General features: G+C 58.0%; 15 protein-coding genes. 11 read left to right on the top strand and 4 right to left on the bottom strand.

Annotated features, from left to right (window positions below):
* Positions 1 to 27: 27 nt before the first annotated feature.
* The 4 genes from gyrB to dnaA are packed head-to-tail and all read right to left on the bottom strand — an operon-like array spanning position 28 to position 6,233.
* Complete coding sequence (gene gyrB, locus RGV59_RS05940) at positions 28 to 2,445, bottom strand: DNA topoisomerase (ATP-hydrolyzing) subunit B (protein ID WP_017848946.1); 2,418 nt, start codon at positions 2,443 to 2,445, stop codon at positions 28 to 30.
* A 4-nt stretch (positions 2,446 to 2,449) separates the two neighbouring features.
* A complete protein-coding gene (recF, locus tag RGV59_RS05935; RefSeq protein ID WP_010565854.1) occupies positions 2,450 to 3,553 on the bottom strand; it encodes a DNA replication/repair protein RecF in 1,104 nt (367 codons plus the stop codon).
* Positions 3,554 to 3,573: 20 nt separating this feature from the next.
* Positions 3,574 to 4,677, bottom strand: a complete 1,104-nt coding sequence (gene dnaN, locus RGV59_RS05930) for a DNA polymerase III subunit beta (RefSeq protein WP_017848945.1) — start codon at positions 4,675 to 4,677, stop codon at positions 3,574 to 3,576.
* 38 nt (positions 4,678 to 4,715) lie between these two features.
* Positions 4,716 to 6,233, bottom strand: coding sequence for a chromosomal replication initiator protein DnaA (gene dnaA, locus RGV59_RS05925; RefSeq protein WP_026140277.1), 1,518 nt, complete (start codon positions 6,231 to 6,233; stop codon positions 4,716 to 4,718).
* Between the two features lie 585 nt (positions 6,234 to 6,818).
* On the opposite strand from dnaA, the gene rpmH reads away from it, so the two are divergent.
* From rpmH to atpB, 11 genes are all read left to right on the top strand, one after another.
* Positions 6,819 to 6,953, top strand: a complete 135-nt coding sequence (gene rpmH / locus RGV59_RS05920) for a 50S ribosomal protein L34 (RefSeq protein WP_003213577.1) — start codon at positions 6,819 to 6,821, stop codon at positions 6,951 to 6,953.
* Positions 6,954 to 6,969: 16 nt separating this feature from the next.
* Entirely contained in the window at positions 6,970 to 7,374 is a 405-nt protein-coding gene (rnpA, locus tag RGV59_RS05915; RefSeq protein ID WP_010565857.1) for a ribonuclease P protein component, read from the top strand.
* Entirely contained in the window at positions 7,367 to 7,612 is a 246-nt protein-coding gene (gene yidD / locus RGV59_RS05910) for a membrane protein insertion efficiency factor YidD (RefSeq protein ID WP_003213574.1), read from the top strand. The genes rnpA and yidD overlap by 8 nt, the downstream gene beginning before the upstream one ends.
* A gap of 2 nt (positions 7,613 to 7,614) precedes the next feature.
* The gene (gene yidC / locus RGV59_RS05905) at positions 7,615 to 9,297 is read left to right on the top strand and encodes a membrane protein insertase YidC (protein ID WP_017848942.1); all 1,683 of its coding nucleotides are present in this window, start codon (positions 7,615 to 7,617) and stop codon (positions 9,295 to 9,297) included.
* A gap of 79 nt (positions 9,298 to 9,376) precedes the next feature.
* A complete protein-coding gene (mnmE, locus tag RGV59_RS05900; RefSeq protein ID WP_017848941.1) occupies positions 9,377 to 10,747 on the top strand; it encodes a tRNA uridine-5-carboxymethylaminomethyl(34) synthesis GTPase MnmE in 1,371 nt (456 codons plus the stop codon).
* Between the two features lie 551 nt (positions 10,748 to 11,298).
* The gene (mnmG, locus tag RGV59_RS05895) at positions 11,299 to 13,191 is read left to right on the top strand and encodes a tRNA uridine-5-carboxymethylaminomethyl(34) synthesis enzyme MnmG (protein ID WP_057004955.1); all 1,893 of its coding nucleotides are present in this window, start codon (positions 11,299 to 11,301) and stop codon (positions 13,189 to 13,191) included.
* The gene (rsmG, locus tag RGV59_RS05890; RefSeq protein ID WP_026140276.1) at positions 13,188 to 13,832 is read left to right on the top strand and encodes a 16S rRNA (guanine(527)-N(7))-methyltransferase RsmG; all 645 of its coding nucleotides are present in this window, start codon (positions 13,188 to 13,190) and stop codon (positions 13,830 to 13,832) included. The genes mnmG and rsmG overlap by 4 nt, the downstream gene beginning before the upstream one ends.
* A gap of 18 nt (positions 13,833 to 13,850) precedes the next feature.
* Entirely contained in the window at positions 13,851 to 14,648 is a 798-nt protein-coding gene (locus RGV59_RS05885) for a ParA family protein (protein WP_016978715.1), read from the top strand.
* A gap of 9 nt (positions 14,649 to 14,657) precedes the next feature.
* The gene (locus RGV59_RS05880) at positions 14,658 to 15,530 is read left to right on the top strand and encodes a ParB/RepB/Spo0J family partition protein (protein WP_017848938.1); all 873 of its coding nucleotides are present in this window, start codon (positions 14,658 to 14,660) and stop codon (positions 15,528 to 15,530) included.
* A gap of 148 nt (positions 15,531 to 15,678) precedes the next feature.
* The gene (locus tag RGV59_RS05875; protein WP_026140275.1) at positions 15,679 to 16,086 is read left to right on the top strand and encodes a F0F1 ATP synthase subunit I; all 408 of its coding nucleotides are present in this window, start codon (positions 15,679 to 15,681) and stop codon (positions 16,084 to 16,086) included.
* 16 nt (positions 16,087 to 16,102) lie between these two features.
* Positions 16,103 to 16,972 carry a F0F1 ATP synthase subunit A gene (gene atpB, locus RGV59_RS05870; RefSeq protein ID WP_017848936.1) on the top strand — a complete coding sequence of 290 codons (870 nt, stop codon included), beginning with the start codon at positions 16,103 to 16,105 and terminating at the stop codon, positions 16,970 to 16,972.
* The last annotated feature ends 40 nt before the right edge of the window (positions 16,973 to 17,012 follow it).

The raw sequence follows: 17,012 nt of genomic DNA, 5'->3' as shown, positions 1-17,012 counted from the left end.
GCTGCTTTTGTAAGTTCCTACACCCGATCAGAAATCCAGGTTAGACACCGCCAAAGCATTACTCTCGATGAAGTCACGGCGAGGCTCGACCGCATCACCCATCAGGGTGTTGAAGATCTGGTCTGCGCCGATGGCGTCTTCGATGGTCACGCGCAGCATACGGCGCTGAGCGGGGTCCATGGTGGTTTCCCACAGTTGATCCGGGTTCATCTCGCCCAGACCTTTGTAGCGCTGGATGGTGTGACGCTTGGTGCTTTCGGCCATCAGCCAGTCAAGGGCTTCCTTGAATTCCCTGACCTGCTTCTTGCGTTCGCCACGTTGGATATAAGCGCCGTCGTCCAGCAGGGTGCTCAGTTGTGCGCCCAGGGTGACCACGGTTTTGTAGTCGTTGCTGCCGAAGAAGTCGCGGTTGAAGGTGACGTAGTTGGACAGGCCGTGGGAGATCAATTCGACCTCGGGCAGCCACACGTTACGTTCACGGTCTTCGCGCAGGCTGGCTTTGTACACCAGGCCGGATTTCTCGACGGTGCGCAGACGCACTTCATACTGGGCCAGCCAATCCTGCATCGCTGCGTGATCGCCCAACTGCTCCAGGCTCACGGCCGGCAGGTAGATGAAGTGCTCGGTCAGTTCCTGAGGGTACAGGCGCGACAGACGCTTGAGCGTCTTCATGACCATGCGGAAGTCGTTGACCAGACGCTCCAGCGCCTCACCGGAAATGCCCGGTGCTTCTTCGTTCAAGTGCAGGCTGGCGTCTTCCAGGGCCGACTGCGTCATGTACTCTTCCATGGCGTCGTCGTCTTTGATGTATTGCTCTTGCTTGCCCTTTTTGACTTTGTACAACGGCGGCTGGGCGATGTAGATGTAGCCGCGCTCGATCAGCTCCGGCAACTGACGGAAGAAGAAGGTCAGCAGCAGGGTACGGATGTGCGAACCGTCGACGTCAGCATCGGTCATGATGATGATGTTGTGATAGCGCAGCTTGTCGATGTTGTATTCGTCGCGGCCGATACCGCAGCCCAACGCCGTGATCAACGTGCCGACTTCCTGGGAGGAAATCATCTTGTCGAAGCGCGCTTTCTCGACGTTGAGGATCTTACCCTTCAACGGCAGGATGGCCTGGGTGCGACGGTTACGGCCCTGCTTGGCGGAACCGCCAGCAGAGTCACCTTCCACCAGATACAGCTCGGAGAGGGCAGGGTCCTTCTCCTGGCAGTCAGCCAGTTTGCCCGGCAGGCCGGCGATGTCCAGCGCGCCTTTGCGGCGGGTCATCTCACGGGCTTTACGCGCGGCTTCACGGGCACGCGCTGCGTCGATCATCTTGCCGACAACCAGCTTGGCTTCGTTCGGGTTTTCCAGCAGGAAGTCGGAGAAGTACTTGCCCATCTCCTGTTCCACGGCGGTCTTCACTTCGGAAGACACCAGCTTGTCTTTGGTCTGGGAGCTGAACTTAGGGTCCGGTACTTTCACCGAAATAATCGCAGTCAGACCTTCACGCGCATCGTCACCGGTGGTGGCAACTTTGTGCTTCTTGGCCAGGCCTTCGGCTTCGATGTAGGTGTTCAGGTTACGCGTCAGTGCGGAACGGAAACCCACCAGGTGAGTACCGCCGTCGCGCTGCGGAATGTTGTTGGTGAAGCACAACAGGTTCTCGTTGAAGCTGTCGTTCCACTGCAGGGCGATTTCCACGCCGATGCCGTCTTCACGCTGGACGTTGAAGTGGAACACCTGGTTGACCGGAGTCTTGTTGGTGTTCAGGTATTCAACGAACGCACGCAGGCCGCCTTCGTATTTGAACAGCTCTTCCTTGCCGCTGCGCTCATCCTTGAGGACGATGCCGACACCGGAGTTGAGGAAGGACAGTTCACGAATCCGTTTGGCCAGGATGTCCCAGCTGAAGTGGATGTTCTTGAAGGTTTCGTCAGAAGGACGGAAGTGAATCTGGGTACCGGTAGTTTCGCTTTCGCCAACAACCTTCATCGGTTCCTGCGGAACACCGTGAACGTAGGTCTGCTCCCAAATCTTGCCGCTGCGACGCACGGTCAGCACCAGCAGTTCGGAGAGGGCGTTTACTACGGAAACACCTACGCCGTGCAAACCACCGGATACTTTGTACGAGTTGTCGTCGAACTTACCGCCGGCGTGGAGCACGGTCATGATGACCTCTGCCGCCGAAACGCCTTCTTCTTTATGCACGTCTACCGGAATGCCACGACCGTTGTCGCGCACGGTGATGGACTCATCCGGGTGAATGATAATGCTGATGTCGTCGCAGTGACCGGCGAGAGCTTCGTCGATGGAGTTGTCGACCACCTCGAACACCATGTGGTGCAGACCGCTACCATCATCGGTGTCGCCAATGTACATACCGGGACGTTTGCGTACGGCATCCAAACCTTTCAGCACTTTAATGCTGGTCGAGTCGTACGTGTTTTCTTCGCTCATGCCTTCACTCCCGATGGTCGTGGGTCTGGGTGATACGGCCTTGTTCCACGTGGAACAAAGCGACTGGCGTTTCCGTCTGCCAGCCTTCCCTCAATAATTCGTGGTCTACACAGGTGATAAACACCTGGCAGCGTAAGTCTTCCAACAAGCGGCATAACGCTCGGCGGTGTTGCTCGTCGAGTTCTGACGGCAAATCATCCACCAGATAAATACATTGACCGCGCCGGGCCTGGCTAACCAAATGCCCTTGGGCGATACGCAATGCACATACCACCAGCTTCTGCTGGCCGCGGGACAAGATATCCGCGGCATTATGTGCGCCTAACCTAAGACGCAAATCAGCGCGCTGGGGGCCGGCCTGGGTGTGGCCGATTTGCTGATCCCGCTGCAAGGACGTGGCGAGCACTGCACTCAGTTCACGCTCTTTGTCCCAACCGCGGTAGTAGCTCAGCGTCAGCCCTTCGAGGTCCAACAGCTCACTCAAGGTCTGCTCAAAGACTGGTTTCAAGGCTTTGATATAGGCGCGGCGGTATTCATCTATTTCGTCGCTGGCCAGGCACAGTTCCCGGTCCCAGGCTGCTTGCGACGCGGCGTCAAGTGTACCATGCCGCAGCCATGAGTTCCGCTGCCGCAAGGCCTTCTGCAGGCGCTGCCAAGTGGCCATGAAGCGCGGTTCCACGTGGAACACTCCCCAATCGAGGAACTGCCGACGGATTTTCGGCGCGCCTTCGAGCAAACGGAAACTGTCGGGGTTGATCAGTTGCAGCGGCAGGATTTCCGCCAACTGCGCCGCGCTGCGAGCATTTTGCCCGTCGATGCGGATCTGAAACTCGCCCCCGCGATCACGGGATATCCCCAAGCTGCTATGGCCACCTTCAGCCAACTCGACCTGGCCAAACACCGTACACGCCAGTTGTTCGTACTGAATCACCGGCAACAGGCGGGCACTGCGGAAAGACCGGGCAAGCCCCAACAAATGGATGGCTTCCAGCACGCTGGTTTTGCCACTGCCGTTGGCGCCATGGAGGATATTGATGCGGGGGGAGGGGGAGAAGGTCACCGGGTGCAGATTGCGCACCGCGGTGACCGAGACGCGACTGAGGGACATCTAGCTTCTGCTGAGCATGATTACAGACGCATCGGCATAACAACGTAAGCCGAGTCATCGTTGTCGGATTCTTGCACCAGCGCACTGCTGTTGGAGTCGGACAGAATCAGGCGAACCTGTTCGGTGGTCATCACACCCAGCACGTCGAGCAAGTAGCTCACGTTGAAGCCGATTTCCAGCGAACCGCCGTTGTAGTCGACGCCCACTTCTTCTTCCGCTTCTTCCTGTTCCGGGTTGTTGGCCTGGATCTTCAGTTGGCCGTTGGCCAATTGCAGGCGAATACCCCGGTACTTTTCGTTGGACAGAATCGCAGTACGGCTGAACGCCTCACGCAGGGCCTGACGATCACCGACCACCAGCTTGTCGCCACCCTTAGGCAGTACACGCTCGTAATCCGGGAACTTGCCGTCAACCAGCTTGGAGGTGAAGGTGAACTCGCCGGTGGTGGCGCGGATGTGATGCTGGCCCAGGACGATGCTGACGATACCGTCCGGCTCGGTGAGCAGACGCGCCAGTTCAAGGATACCTTTGCGCGGCACGATCACCTGATGACGGTCCGGCTGACCGATATCGGCCTTCATCGAACACATGGCCAGGCGGTGACCGTCGGTGGCCACGGCGCGAATAATGCCTTCCGACACTTCCAGCAACATACCGTTGAGGTAATAGCGCACGTCCTGCTGGGCCATGGCGAAGCTGGTGCGCTCAATCAAACGCCGCAGTTTGCTTTGCTCCAGGCTGCAGGTCAGCGAACCCGGGCCTTCTTCCACAGTCGGGAAGTCATTGGCCGGCAACGTCGACAAGGTGAAGCGACTGCGGCCGGCCTTGACCACCAGCTTCTGCTCATCGACCTTGATGTCGATCAGCGCGTCGTTGGGCAAGCTTTTGCAGATATCCATCAGCTTGCGCGCGGGCACGGTGATCTCGCCAGGTTCAGCGGGCTCTTCCAGCTGAACGCGACCCACCAGTTCGACTTCCAGGTCGGTGCCGGTCAAGGACAATTGCTGGCCCTCGACAACCAGCAATACGTTGGAAAGCACCGGCAAGGTCTGTCGGCGCTCGACGACGCCTGCGACCAGTTGCAGGGGTTTCAACAGGGCTTCGCGTTGAATGGTGAAGTGCATGGTCTAGTCCCTTGCCTTAATAAGCTGCGCTGGTGTCATCAAGTAGTCAGTGTACGCAGCAGGTTCTTGTAGTCCTCGCGAATATCCGCGTCGGATTCCTTAAGCTCGTTGATCTTGCGGCATGCGTGCAAGACCGTGGTGTGGTCGCGACCACCGAAGACATCGCCGATTTCCGGCAGGCTGTGGTTGGTCAACTCTTTGGAGAGTGCCATGGCCACCTGACGCGGACGTGCCACCGAGCGCGAACGGCGCTTGGACAGCAGATCGGAAATCTTGATCTTGTAGTACTCGGCCACGGTGCGTTGGATGTTATCCACACTCACCAGTTTGTCCTGCAGAGCCAGCAGGTCTTTCAGGGATTCGCGAATCAGCTCGATGGTGATGTCGCGGCCCATGAAGTGCGAGTGCGCGATGACCCGCTTGAGCGCGCCTTCCAGCTCACGCACGTTGGAGCGAATGCGTTGGGCGATGAAGAACGCGGCGTCGTGGGGCAGATCGACTTTGGCCTGATCGGCCTTTTTCATCAGGATCGCCACGCGGGTTTCCAGCTCCGGTGGCTCGACCGCCACGGTCAGGCCCCAGCCGAAGCGCGACTTCAAGCGTTCTTCCAGGCCTTCGATTTCCTTCGGGTAGCGGTCGCTGGTCAAGATGACTTGCTGGCCGCCTTCGAGCAGGGCGTTGAAGGTGTGGAAAAACTCTTCCTGGGAACGTTCCTTGCGCGCGAAGAATTGAATGTCATCGATCAGCAAGGCATCCACGGAACGGTAGAACCGCTTGAACTCGTTGATAGCGTTGAGCTGCAGGGCCTTGACCATGTCAGCCACGAAGCGCTCCGAGTGCAGGTACACGACCTTGGCATTCGGGTTCTTCTTTAATAGATGGTTACCCACCGCGTGCATCAAGTGCGTCTTACCCAGGCCAACGCCACCATAAAGGAACAGCGGGTTGTAACCGTGCTTGGGGTTGTCGGCGACTTGCCAGGCGGCCGCGCGGGCCAGCTGGTTGGATTTACCCTCGACGAAGTTCTCAAAGGTAAAGGTGCGGTTCAGGTAGCTGGTGTGCTTGAGCGCGCCTTCGACCTGCACGGTGCGCTGCTCGGCGCGAACCGGTGCTTGCTGGGAACTGGCACCCGCCATCGGATCGAAGCTGTCGCGGGACGGCTCTTCATTGGCCGGCGCGTTTTTCTGGGCCGACGATTTCGAAGGCGTCGGCGCGGGAGCCGGCGCGTGGTTGACCGGAGCCGTCACCGCCTGGGCTTGCGACGCGGCAGCCGCCAATGGCGCATTCGGCGCAGCGCGAGGCGCGGAGCTACGTTTGCTGCCTATTAATAAGGAGAGCACGGGCGCGAGGCCGTTGCCATGTTCATCGAGCAATTCGAGAACGCGGCTCAGGTACTTCTCGTTGACCCAGTCGAGAACAAAACGGTTGGGTGCGTAGACGCGCAACTCGTCGCCTTCGGCTTCGACCTGTAGCGGACGGATCCAGGTGTTGAATTGCTGGGCAGGCAGCTCATCGCGCAAAAGCTCTACGCACTGCTGCCAAAGTTCCACTGACACGGATATCCCCTAAGTTGAAAGCCGGTGAGGCAAAAACAGCCGCCATTGTAGCGGTCGGCCGCCCACTTATCCACATGTAGGTTGCGCACAGGTCAGCCAAAATCAACGCCTTAACGTGAATAAAGGCGACCAATGGTCTGTGCATAAGCTCTGTGGATAAGCGCCCCTGAGCTCGTTGCACAAGTGGGGTCGAAAGTCTGTGGGTAACTGGCCTGTGGATAACAACCCATTCCACCCACAGCTTATCCGACAGCGCAGCACAGGCAGAGCACCGTTTCTCCCCCGTGTTGTCATTCTCTGTACATCACGTGGAATAAGGCCTAAAGGTAGTTATCCACAGAGGAATGCCTGCCTAGCTTTTATAAGCTTTACAGAAAAGCTTTAAATAACTTCCTTCTTTATTTTTATATCTATGGCATTGCCCTTGGAAGCTCGCTGGACAAAAAAGGGCGGATTGCCTGTAAAGATCTAATTGAAGGAAAAGCTGGTTGGAAATTGACCTAGAGGCTTGCTTTCTCTAGAATCGCCGGTCTCTTAAAACGGGGGCCATTCCGGCCCGTTGTGGACGAACCAGGTAACAACGCCATGAAACGTACTTTCCAACCAAGCACCATCAAACGCGCCCGTACCCACGGCTTCCGTGCTCGCATGGCTACCAAGAACGGCCGTGCTGTCCTGTCGCGTCGCCGCGCCAAAGGTCGTGCGCGTCTGGCAGTTTGATAATCCGGTACTGGTGGTGAGTCAGGACTTCAGTCGGGAAAAGCGTCTGCTTACCCCCCGGCACTTCAAGGCAGTCTTTGACTCCCCCACCGGCAAGGTTCCGGGGAAAAATCTCCTGCTCCTTGCGCGTAACAACGATCTGGATCACCCCCGTCTCGGGTTGGTGATCGGCAAGAAGAGCGTAAAGCTCTCCGTTGAGCGCAATCGCCTCAAGCGTCTGATGCGCGAATCGTTTCGCCTCCACCAGGACACTCTGGTTGGTTGGGATATTGTTATCGTCGCGCGCAAAGGCTTGGGGGACGTAGAAAACCCCGAATTGATTCAGCATTTCGGCAAGCTCTGGAAACGTCTGGCGCGTACCAACAAACCAGCACCAGCAGTCAGCACCGAAACTGTAGGGGTAGACAGCCTTGATGCGTAAACTGGCACTCGTTCCGATCCAGTTTTACCGCTATGCCATTAGTCCTCTGATGGCCAACCACTGTCGTTTCTACCCCAGTTGTTCCTGCTACGCGTTAGAGGCCATAGAAAATCATGGTCTTCTGCGCGGTGGCTGGCTGACCTTTCGTCGTTTAGGTCGCTGTCATCCGTGGAATCCCGGTGGTTATGACCCGGTTCCACCTATCCCTACCTCCCGTTCTTCTTCGATGGCCGAGTAATCATGGATATTAAACGCACGATCCTGATCGTCGCCCTGGCAATCGTGTCCTACGTCATGGTTCTTAAGTGGAACCAGGACTACGGCCAAGCTGCCCTGCCGACTCAGAATGTTGCTGCCAATCAGGCTGCGCCGGCTATTCCGGACACCCCGCTGGGTAACAATGCGTCCGCGAGTGCCGATGTTCCCAGCGCGAATGGCGAGACAAGCGCCCCTGTAGAAACGCCAGTTGTCACCAATAAAGACCTCATCCATGTGAAAACGGATGTGCTCGACCTGGCTATCGATCCACAAGGTGGTGATATCGCGCAGCTGAAACTGCCGCTGTATCCACGTCGCCAAGACCATCCGGATGTTCCGTTCCAGCTGTTCGATAACGGCGGCGAACGCGTTTATCTGGCACAAAGCGGCCTGACCGGCACCAACGGTCCGGATGCGCGTGCTACCGGTCGTCCGGTTTATTCGACCGAACAGAAGACTTATCAACTGGCTGACGGCCAGAACCAGTTGAACGTCGACCTGAAATTCAGCCTCGACGGCGTCAATTACATCAAACGCTTCAGCTTCACCCGCGGTTTGTACGACTTGAAGGTCACTTACCTGATCGACAACGAAAGCGACAAACCGTGGAGCGGCAACCTGTTTGCCCAGCTCAAGCGTGATGGCAGCTCCGATCCTTCTTCCAGCACTGCCACCGGCACCGCGACTTACCTGGGCGCCGCCCTGTGGACAAGTAACGAGCCGTACAAAAAAGTGTCGATGAAAGATATCGACAAGGGCGCGCTGAAAGAAACCGTGCAGGGTGGTTGGGTTGCTTGGTTGCAACACTACTTCGTGACCGCGTGGATCCCGAACAAGGGCGAAGCCAACCTGGTGCAAACCCGCAAGGACAGCCAGGGCAACTACATCATCGGCTTTACTGGCCCGGCGTTGACCGTTGCTCCAGGTGCCAAGGCTGAAACCAGCGCGACCCTGTACGCCGGCCCGAAAAGCCAGGCAGTGCTCAAAGAGTTATCCCCAGGTCTGGAACTGACTGTGGATTACGGCATCCTGTGGTTCATTGCCCAGCCGATCTTCTGGCTGCTGCAACATATCCACAGCATCGTCGGCAACTGGGGCTTCTCGATCATCTTCCTGACGATGCTGATCAAGGGGATCTTCTTCCCACTGTCGGCCGCCAGCTACAAGTCGATGGCGCGCATGCGTGCCGTGGCCCCGAAACTGGCCGCGCTGAAAGAACAACATGGCGACGACCGGCAGAAAATGTCGCAGGCCATGATGGAGCTGTACAAGAAAGAGAAGATCAACCCGCTGGGTGGATGCTTGCCGATTCTGGTGCAGATGCCGGTATTCCTGTCGCTGTACTGGGTACTCCTGGAAAGCGTGGAAATGCGCCAGGCACCGTTCATGCTGTGGATAACTGACCTGTCGATCAAAGACCCGTTCTTTATCCTGCCGATCATCATGGGCGCGACCATGTTCATCCAGCAGCGTCTGAACCCGACTCCGCCGGATCCGATGCAGGCCAAGGTAATGAAAATGATGCCAATCATCTTCACCTTCTTCTTCCTGTGGTTCCCGGCTGGTCTGGTGCTGTACTGGGTGGTCAACAACGTGTTGTCGATCTCTCAACAGTGGTACATCACACGTAAGATCGAAGCGGCTACCAAAAAAGCCGCGGCGTAACTTACTCTGTGGATAACCACTCAAGACGCCCCCTAGTGGGGCGTTTTGCTTTCCGTCACTTTTGTTCTGGAACCTGCTGATGAGCGCTCCTCGTGAAACCATCGCTGCTGTCGCTACCGCCCAAGGTCGCGGCGGTGTCGGTATCGTTCGAATTTCCGGGCCGCTCGCCGGCATGGCCGCCAAGGCCATCAGCGGTCGTGAGTTGAAACCGCGCTACGCCCATTACGGCGCGTTTCTGGATGCGGATAACCAGGTGCTGGACGAAGGCCTGGCCCTCTATTTCCCGGGGCCGAATTCCTTTACCGGTGAAGACGTCCTTGAATTGCAGGGCCACGGCGGCCCCGTCGTGCTGGATATGCTGCTGCAGCGCTGCCTGCAACTGGGCTGTCGCCTGGCCCGGCCGGGAGAATTCAGCGAGCGTGCATTCCTCAACGACAAGCTCGACCTGGCCCAGGCCGAAGCCATTGCCGATTTGATCGAGGCCAGTTCTGCACAGGCGGCGCGCAACGCCTTGCGCTCACTGCAGGGCGCGTTTTCCCTGCGCGTGCATAACTTGACCGAGCAACTGATCAGCCTGCGCATCTATGTGGAGGCGGCGATTGATTTTCCGGAAGAAGAAATCGACTTCCTCGCCGATGGCCATGTGTTGGCGATGCTGGATAAAGTCCGCGACGAGTTATCCACAGTACTGCGCGAAGCCGGGCAGGGCGCGTTGTTGCGCGACGGCATGACCGTGGTGATTGCCGGGCGCCCCAATGCGGGCAAATCCAGCCTGCTCAATGCCCTGGCCGGCCGTGAAGCGGCGATCGTCACCGAGATTGCCGGCACCACCCGGGATATCCTGCGCGAACATATCCACATCGACGGCATGCCGCTGCACGTCGTCGATACGGCCGGGCTGCGTGACACCGACGACCAGGTGGAAAAGATCGGCGTGGAACGCGCCCTCAAGGCCATCGGCGAAGCCGACCGCGTGCTGCTGGTGGTAGACGCCACCGCGCCCGAGGCGGTGGACCCTTTCGCCCTGTGGCCGGAATTCCTCGAGCAACGGCCCGACCCGGCCAAAGTCACCTTGATCCGCAACAAGGCTGACCTGACCGGCGAAGCCATTGCCATGGAAACCAGCGAGGATGGCCACGTCACGATCAGCCTGAGTGCCAAGTCGGCCGGGGATGGCCTGGAGTTGCTGCGCGAACACCTCAAAGCCTGCATGGGCTATGAGCAGACGTCGGAAAGCAGCTTCAGCGCCCGTCGCAGGCACCTGGAGGCGCTGCGCCATGCCAGCGCGGCCTTGGAGCATGGTCGGGCGCAGCTGACCTTGGCAGGCGCCGGTGAGCTGCTGGCTGAGGATTTACGCCAGGCGCAGCAGCTATTGGGCGAGATCACCGGGGCATTCAGCTCGGATGACCTGCTGGGGCGGATCTTTTCCAGCTTCTGTATTGGTAAATAGACCTTCGTTGTCCACAGACAGGCCATTCGTGCCTGTCTGTTTCTCTTGTTTCATCCGATTTCCTCTCTTTCTGCACTCCTGAGCCAGCCATTGGTGGCCTCGCCGTGGGCGCGATTTGCGTTGGCGCAGCAATTTCTGTGGATTAAGCCCTGTGAATAACCGCGCCTGTGCTCGGTTGATAACAGGGCTTGAAACCTGAGCGAAAACCCCTCTGTGGATAACCTACTGTTTAATCCACAGGCTTAAAGCACTTATCCACGCCGCTCATGGACACATGACCACAGACTTTTGAATCTCTGTACATTACGTAAATAAAGGGATGTAGCAATCTATCCACAGAAAGTAGGCTCAGTATAAATAAACATAAAAACAAAGATTTAATATCTTTCTCTCTTTTAATTTCTATTGTCTGTGATTCATCCACAGCTGGTTAAATTTTGTGCAAAGGGTTCTTTAGGAAGGGCTAAGTCCCTATACTGGCCGCCAAAGCTCTAAAACCAGCTCAATCAATCAATTCCTAATTACCTACATAAGCAGGCACGAGGTGCGTGGTGGATTTCCCTTCCCGTTTTGAAGTGATCGTCATCGGCGGCGGTCATGCCGGTACCGAGGCAGCACTGGCCTCAGCACGCATGGGTGCAAAAACCCTGTTGCTGACGCACAACGTGGAAACCCTTGGTGCCATGAGTTGCAACCCTGCCATTGGCGGCATCGGCAAAAGCCATCTGGTCAAGGAAATCGACGCCCTTGGCGGCGCGATGGCCATGGCCACCGACAAAGGGGGTATTCAATTTCGTGTGCTGAACAGCCGCAAAGGCCCAGCCGTGCGTGCGACCCGGGCACAAGCCGACCGCATCCTGTACAAGGCGGCGGTACGCGAAACCCTGGAGAACCAGGCGAACCTGTGGATATTTCAACAGGCAGCCGATGACCTGATCGTCGAACAAGACCAGGTCCGCGGTGTTGTCACCCAGATGGGCCTGCGTTTCTTCGCTGAATCCGTGGTGTTGACCACCGGCACGTTCCTCGGTGGACTTATCCACATCGGCATGCAGAACTATTCCGGTGGCCGCGCCGGCGATCCGCCGTCGATTGCCCTGGCACAACGCCTGCGCGAACTGCCGCTGCGCGTCGGTCGCCTGAAAACCGGTACGCCGCCGCGGATCGATGGGCGTTCGGTGGATTTCTCGGTGATGACCGAGCAGGCCGGCGATACGCCGATTCCGGTGATGTCGTTCATGGGTTCGAAAGAGCAGCACCCGAAACAGGTGAGCTGCTGGATTACCCACACCAATGCGCGTACCCACGAAATCATTGCCGCGAACCTCGACCGTTCGCCGATGTATTCCGGGGTAATCGAAGGCATCGGCCCGCGTTACTGCCCGTCGATCGAAGACAAGATCCACCGCTTTGCCGACAAGGAAAGCCACCAGGTCTTCATCGAGCCCGAAGGCTTGACCACTCACGAGCTGTACCCGAACGGGATTTCCACTTCCCTGCCGTTCGACGTGCAAATCCAGATCGTGCAATCGATTCGCGGCATGGAAAACGCGCACATCGTGCGTCCCGGCTACGCCATCGAGTACGACTACTTCGACCCGCGTGACCTGAAATACAGCCTGGAAACCAAAGTGATCGGCGGTCTGTTCTTCGCCGGGCAAATCAATGGCACCACCGGTTACGAAGAAGCCGGCGCCCAAGGTTTGCTGGCCGGGGCCAACGCCGCGTTGCGCGCGCAGGGCAAAGACAGCTGGTGCCCGCGTCGCGATGAAGCGTATATCGGCGTGTTGGTCGACGACCTGATCACCCTGGGTACCCAGGAACCGTACCGGATGTTCACTTCGCGAGCGGAATACCGTCTGATCCTGCGCGAAGACAACGCCGACCTGCGCCTGACCGAAAAAGGCCGCGAGTTGGGCCTGGTGGATGACGCGCGTTGGGCGGCTTTCTGCAAGAAACGCGAAAGTATCGACCTGGAAGAGCAGCGCCTGAAAAGCACCTGGGTTCGCCCGGGTACCGAGCAGGGCGACGCGATCGCCGAAAAATTCGGCACGCCGCTGACCCACGAGTACAACCTGCTGAACCTGCTGTCCCGTCCGGAAATCGACTACGCTGGTCTGATTGAAGTGACCGGCGGCGGCGCAGACGATCCGCAGGTCGCCGAACAGGTCGAGATCAAAACCAAGTACGCCGGTTATATCGATCGCCAGCAGGACGAGATCGCTCGCCTGCGCGCCAGTGAAGACACCAAGCTGCCTGTGGATATCGATTACACCGGGATTTCCGGGCTGTCGAAAGAAATCCAAAGCAAGCTGGGGATAACTCGCCCGGAAACCCTGGGCCAGGCTTCACGGATCCCCGGTGTCACCCCGGCAGCCATTTCGCTGTTGATGATTCATTTGAAAAAACGCGGCGCGGGCCGTCAGTTGGAGCAAAGCGCTTGAGTTCGTTGGTCACCTCGCAACACGCCGAAGAGTTATCCACAGGAGCACGCCAGTTGGGTGTCGACCTGAGCCCCGCCCAGCACGAGTTGCTGCTCGGCTACCTGGCCCTGTTGATCAAATGGAACAAGGCTTACAACCTGACGGCGGTGCGCGACCCCGACGAAATGGTCTCGCGCCACTTGCTCGACAGCCTGAGCGTGATGCCGTTCATCGAAAACGGCCGCTGGCTCGACGTCGGCAGCGGCGGCGGGATGCCCGGCATTCCGCTCGCTATCCTGTTTCCCGAGTCGCAAGTGACCTGCCTGGACAGTAACGGCAAGAAGACCCGCTTCCTGACCCAGGTCAAACTCGAACTGAAGCTGGACAACCTGCAAGTTATCCACAGTCGCGTCGAAGCCTTCACGCCGCCGCAGCCTTTCAACGGAATTGTTTCCCGGGCTTTCAGCAGCATGGAGAATTTCAGCAACTGGACCCGCCACTTAGGCGACCGCGACACACGTTGGCTGGCAATGAAGGGCGTTCATCCAAGCGACGAGCTGTTAGCATTGCCGGCAGACTTCCACCTCGATAGCGAACACGCCTTGGCCGTACCCGGTTGCCAAGGCCAACGCCATCTGCTGATACTGCGCCGCACGGCATGATTGGGAACACAAGCAAGAATGGCTAAGGTATTCGCGATAGCGAACCAGAAAGGTGGCGTGGGTAAAACCACCACCTGCATCAACCTCGCAGCATCCCTGGTCGCGACCAAGCGCCGGGTGCTGTTGATCGATCTCGATCCACAGGGCAACGCCACCATGGGTAGCGGTGTGGATAAACACGGCCTGGAAAACTCGGTCTACGACTTGCTGATTGGCGAGTGCGACCTGGCCCAGGCCATGCACTATTCCGAACACGGCGGTTATCAACTGCTGCCGGCCAACCGCGACCTGACGGCGGCGGAAGTGGTGCTGCTGGAAATGCAGATGAAAGAAAGCCGTCTGCGCAGCGCCTTGGCGCCGATCCGCGAGAATTACGATTACATCTTGATCGACTGCCCGCCGTCGCTGTCGATGCTGACGCTCAATGCGCTGGTGGCCGCCGATGGCGTGATTATCCCCATGCAGTGCGAGTACTACGCACTGGAAGGCTTGAGCGACCTTGTGGATAACATCAAGCGCATCGCCGAACTGCTCAACCCGAACCTGCAGATCGAAGGCCTGCTGCGGACCATGTTCGATCCGCGCCTGAGCCTGATGAACGATGTGTCGGCGCAGCTCAAGGAACACTTCGGCGATCAGCTGTACGACACCGTGATCCCACGCAACATCCGCCTGGCCGAAGCGCCAAGCTATGGCATGCCCGCGCTGGCGTATGACAAGTCCTCGCGTGGCGCCATTGCCTACCTGGCATTGGCCGGCGAGATGGTTCGTCGTCAACGCCGCAACTCCCGTACCGCTGCAGCCCAGCCAACTTAAGGAAACCCCATGGCCGTCAAGAAACGAGGTCTCGGACGTGGACTGGATGCACTGCTGAGTGGTCCGACTGTCACGACCCTTGAAGAACAAGCGGTACAGGCCGACGAGCGCGAGCTGCAGCACTTGCCGCTGGACCTGATCCAGCGCGGCAAATACCAGCCGCGCCGGGACATGGACCCGCAGGCGCTGGAAGAACTGGCCAACTCGATCAAGGCCCAGGGCGTGATGCAGCCGATCGTGGTCCGCCCGATCGGCGCCGGCCGCTTTGAAATCATCGCCGGGGAACGCCGCTGGCGCGCGAGCCAGCAGGCCGGCAAGGAAACCATCCCGGCGATGGTGCGCGATGTGCCGGATGAAACCGCCATCGCCATGGCGTTGATCGAGAACATCCAGCGCGAAGACCTCAATCCGATCGAAGAAGCGATCGCTTTGCAGCGTTTGCAGCAGGAATTCCAGTTGACCCAGCAACAAGTGGCCGATGCCGTGGGTAAATCCCGCGTGACCGTGTCCAACCTGCTGCGCCTGATCGCACTGCCGGAAGTCATCAAGACGATGCTTTCCCATGGCGACCTCGAAATGGGGCATGCGCGTGCTTTGCTCGGTTTACCGGAAAATCAACAGGTTGAAGGGGCGCGACACGTTGTCGCACGAGGCCTAACCGTTCGTCAGACCGAGGCCCTGGTTCGACAGTGGCTCAGTGGTAAACCTGCACCGGTCGAAGCGGTCAAAACTGATCCGGATATCGCGCGTCTCGAACAGCGCCTGGCCGAGCGCCTGGGCTCTGCGGTGCAAATTCGGCATGGCAAGAAGGGTAAAGGCCAACTGGTCATCGGCTATAACTCGCTAGATGAGCTTCAGGGTGTTCTTGCCCACATCCGCTGAAACAATTGCTTATGTAGCGTGTGATCGGAAATCACTACCTGACAGTTGAATAGGGGCAGAACCGCCCCTATACTCTGCGCGCATTTTGTCGGCACAAATTATGCCAAGTTATTGATTTCCGGCAGCCGACCATTGAGGAGCAAGAGTGGTGGAAACCCGCACGCCAAACACGTCGTCGTTCCATCGCTTGGCCGTTTTCCCGGTTCTATTGGCGCAATTTGTCATTTTGCTGATCGCCGCACTGGCGCTTTGGTATTGGCATGGAGTCGTAGCGGGATACTCGGGACTCTGCGGAGGCCTGATAGCCTTGCTGCCCAATATGTATTTTGCTCACAGGGCCTTTCGGTTTTCCGGCGCCCGAGCAGCCCAGGCCATCGTCCGGTCTTTTTATGCCGGCGAGGCGGGGAAATTGATTTTGACGGCAGTGCTGTTTGCACTGACCTTTGCAGGTGTGAAGCCATTGGCGCCGCTGGCTGTATTCAGCGTCTTCGTGTTGACCCAACTGGTCAGCTGGTTCGCTCCCCTGCTAATGAAAACAAGACTTTCGAAACCTTAGGGCGTTTGAGGCAACCATGGCAGAAACAACCGCTTCGGGCTATATCCAGCACCACTTGCAGAACCTGACCTTCGGTCAGCTTCCCAACGGCGGCTGGGGCTTCGCCCACACCGCAGCAGAAGCCAAAGAAATGGGCTTCTGGGCTTTCCACCTGGATACTCTGGGCTGGTCGGTCGCATTGGGTCTGATTTTCGTCCTGATTTTCCGCATGGCGGCAAAGAAGGCGACTTCCGGTCAACCGGGTGCCCTGCAGAACTTCGTTGAAGTATTGGTCGAATTCGTCGATGGCAGCGTGAAAGACAGCTTCCATGGCCGTAGCCCGGTGATTGCACCGCTGGCACTGACCATCTTCGTCTGGGTGTTCCTGATGAACGCCGTCGACCTGATTCCGGTCGACTGGATTCCTCAGCTGGCCATCCTGATCACTGGCGATCACCACATTCCATTCCGTGCGGTGTCCACCACTGACCCTAACGCCACCCTGGGCATGGCCCTGTCGGTGTTCGCGTTGATCATTTTCTACAGCATCAAGGTCAAGGGCATCGGCGGCTTCATCGGCGAACTGACCCTGCACCCGTTCGGCAGCAAGAACATCTTCGTTCAAGCCCTGCTGATCCCGGTGAACTTCCTGCTGGAATTCGTGACCCTGGTCGCCAAGCCGATCTCCCTGGCCTTGCGACTGTTCGGCAACATGTATGCCGGCGAGCTGGTGTTCATTCTGATCGCTGTGATGTTCGGCAGCGGTCTGCTCTGGCTTAGCGGCCTGGGCGTTGTTCTGCAGTGGGCGTGGGCTGTGTTCCACATCCTGATCATCACCCTGCAGGCGTTTATCTTCATGATGCTGACCATCGTCTACCTGTCGATGGCGCACGAAGAGAACCATTAAGGCCAGTCTCGACTAGTCTGATGTCCTTCCCGGTAAAACG

The sequence above is a fragment of the Pseudomonas sp. FG1 genome (assembly GCF_034313875.1).
GTDB classification, from domain to species: Bacteria; Pseudomonadota; Gammaproteobacteria; order Pseudomonadales; family Pseudomonadaceae; genus Aquipseudomonas; species Aquipseudomonas veronii.
Note: the sequence above shows the minus strand (reverse complement) of the source record. Positions and strands in the feature narration are given on the sequence as shown.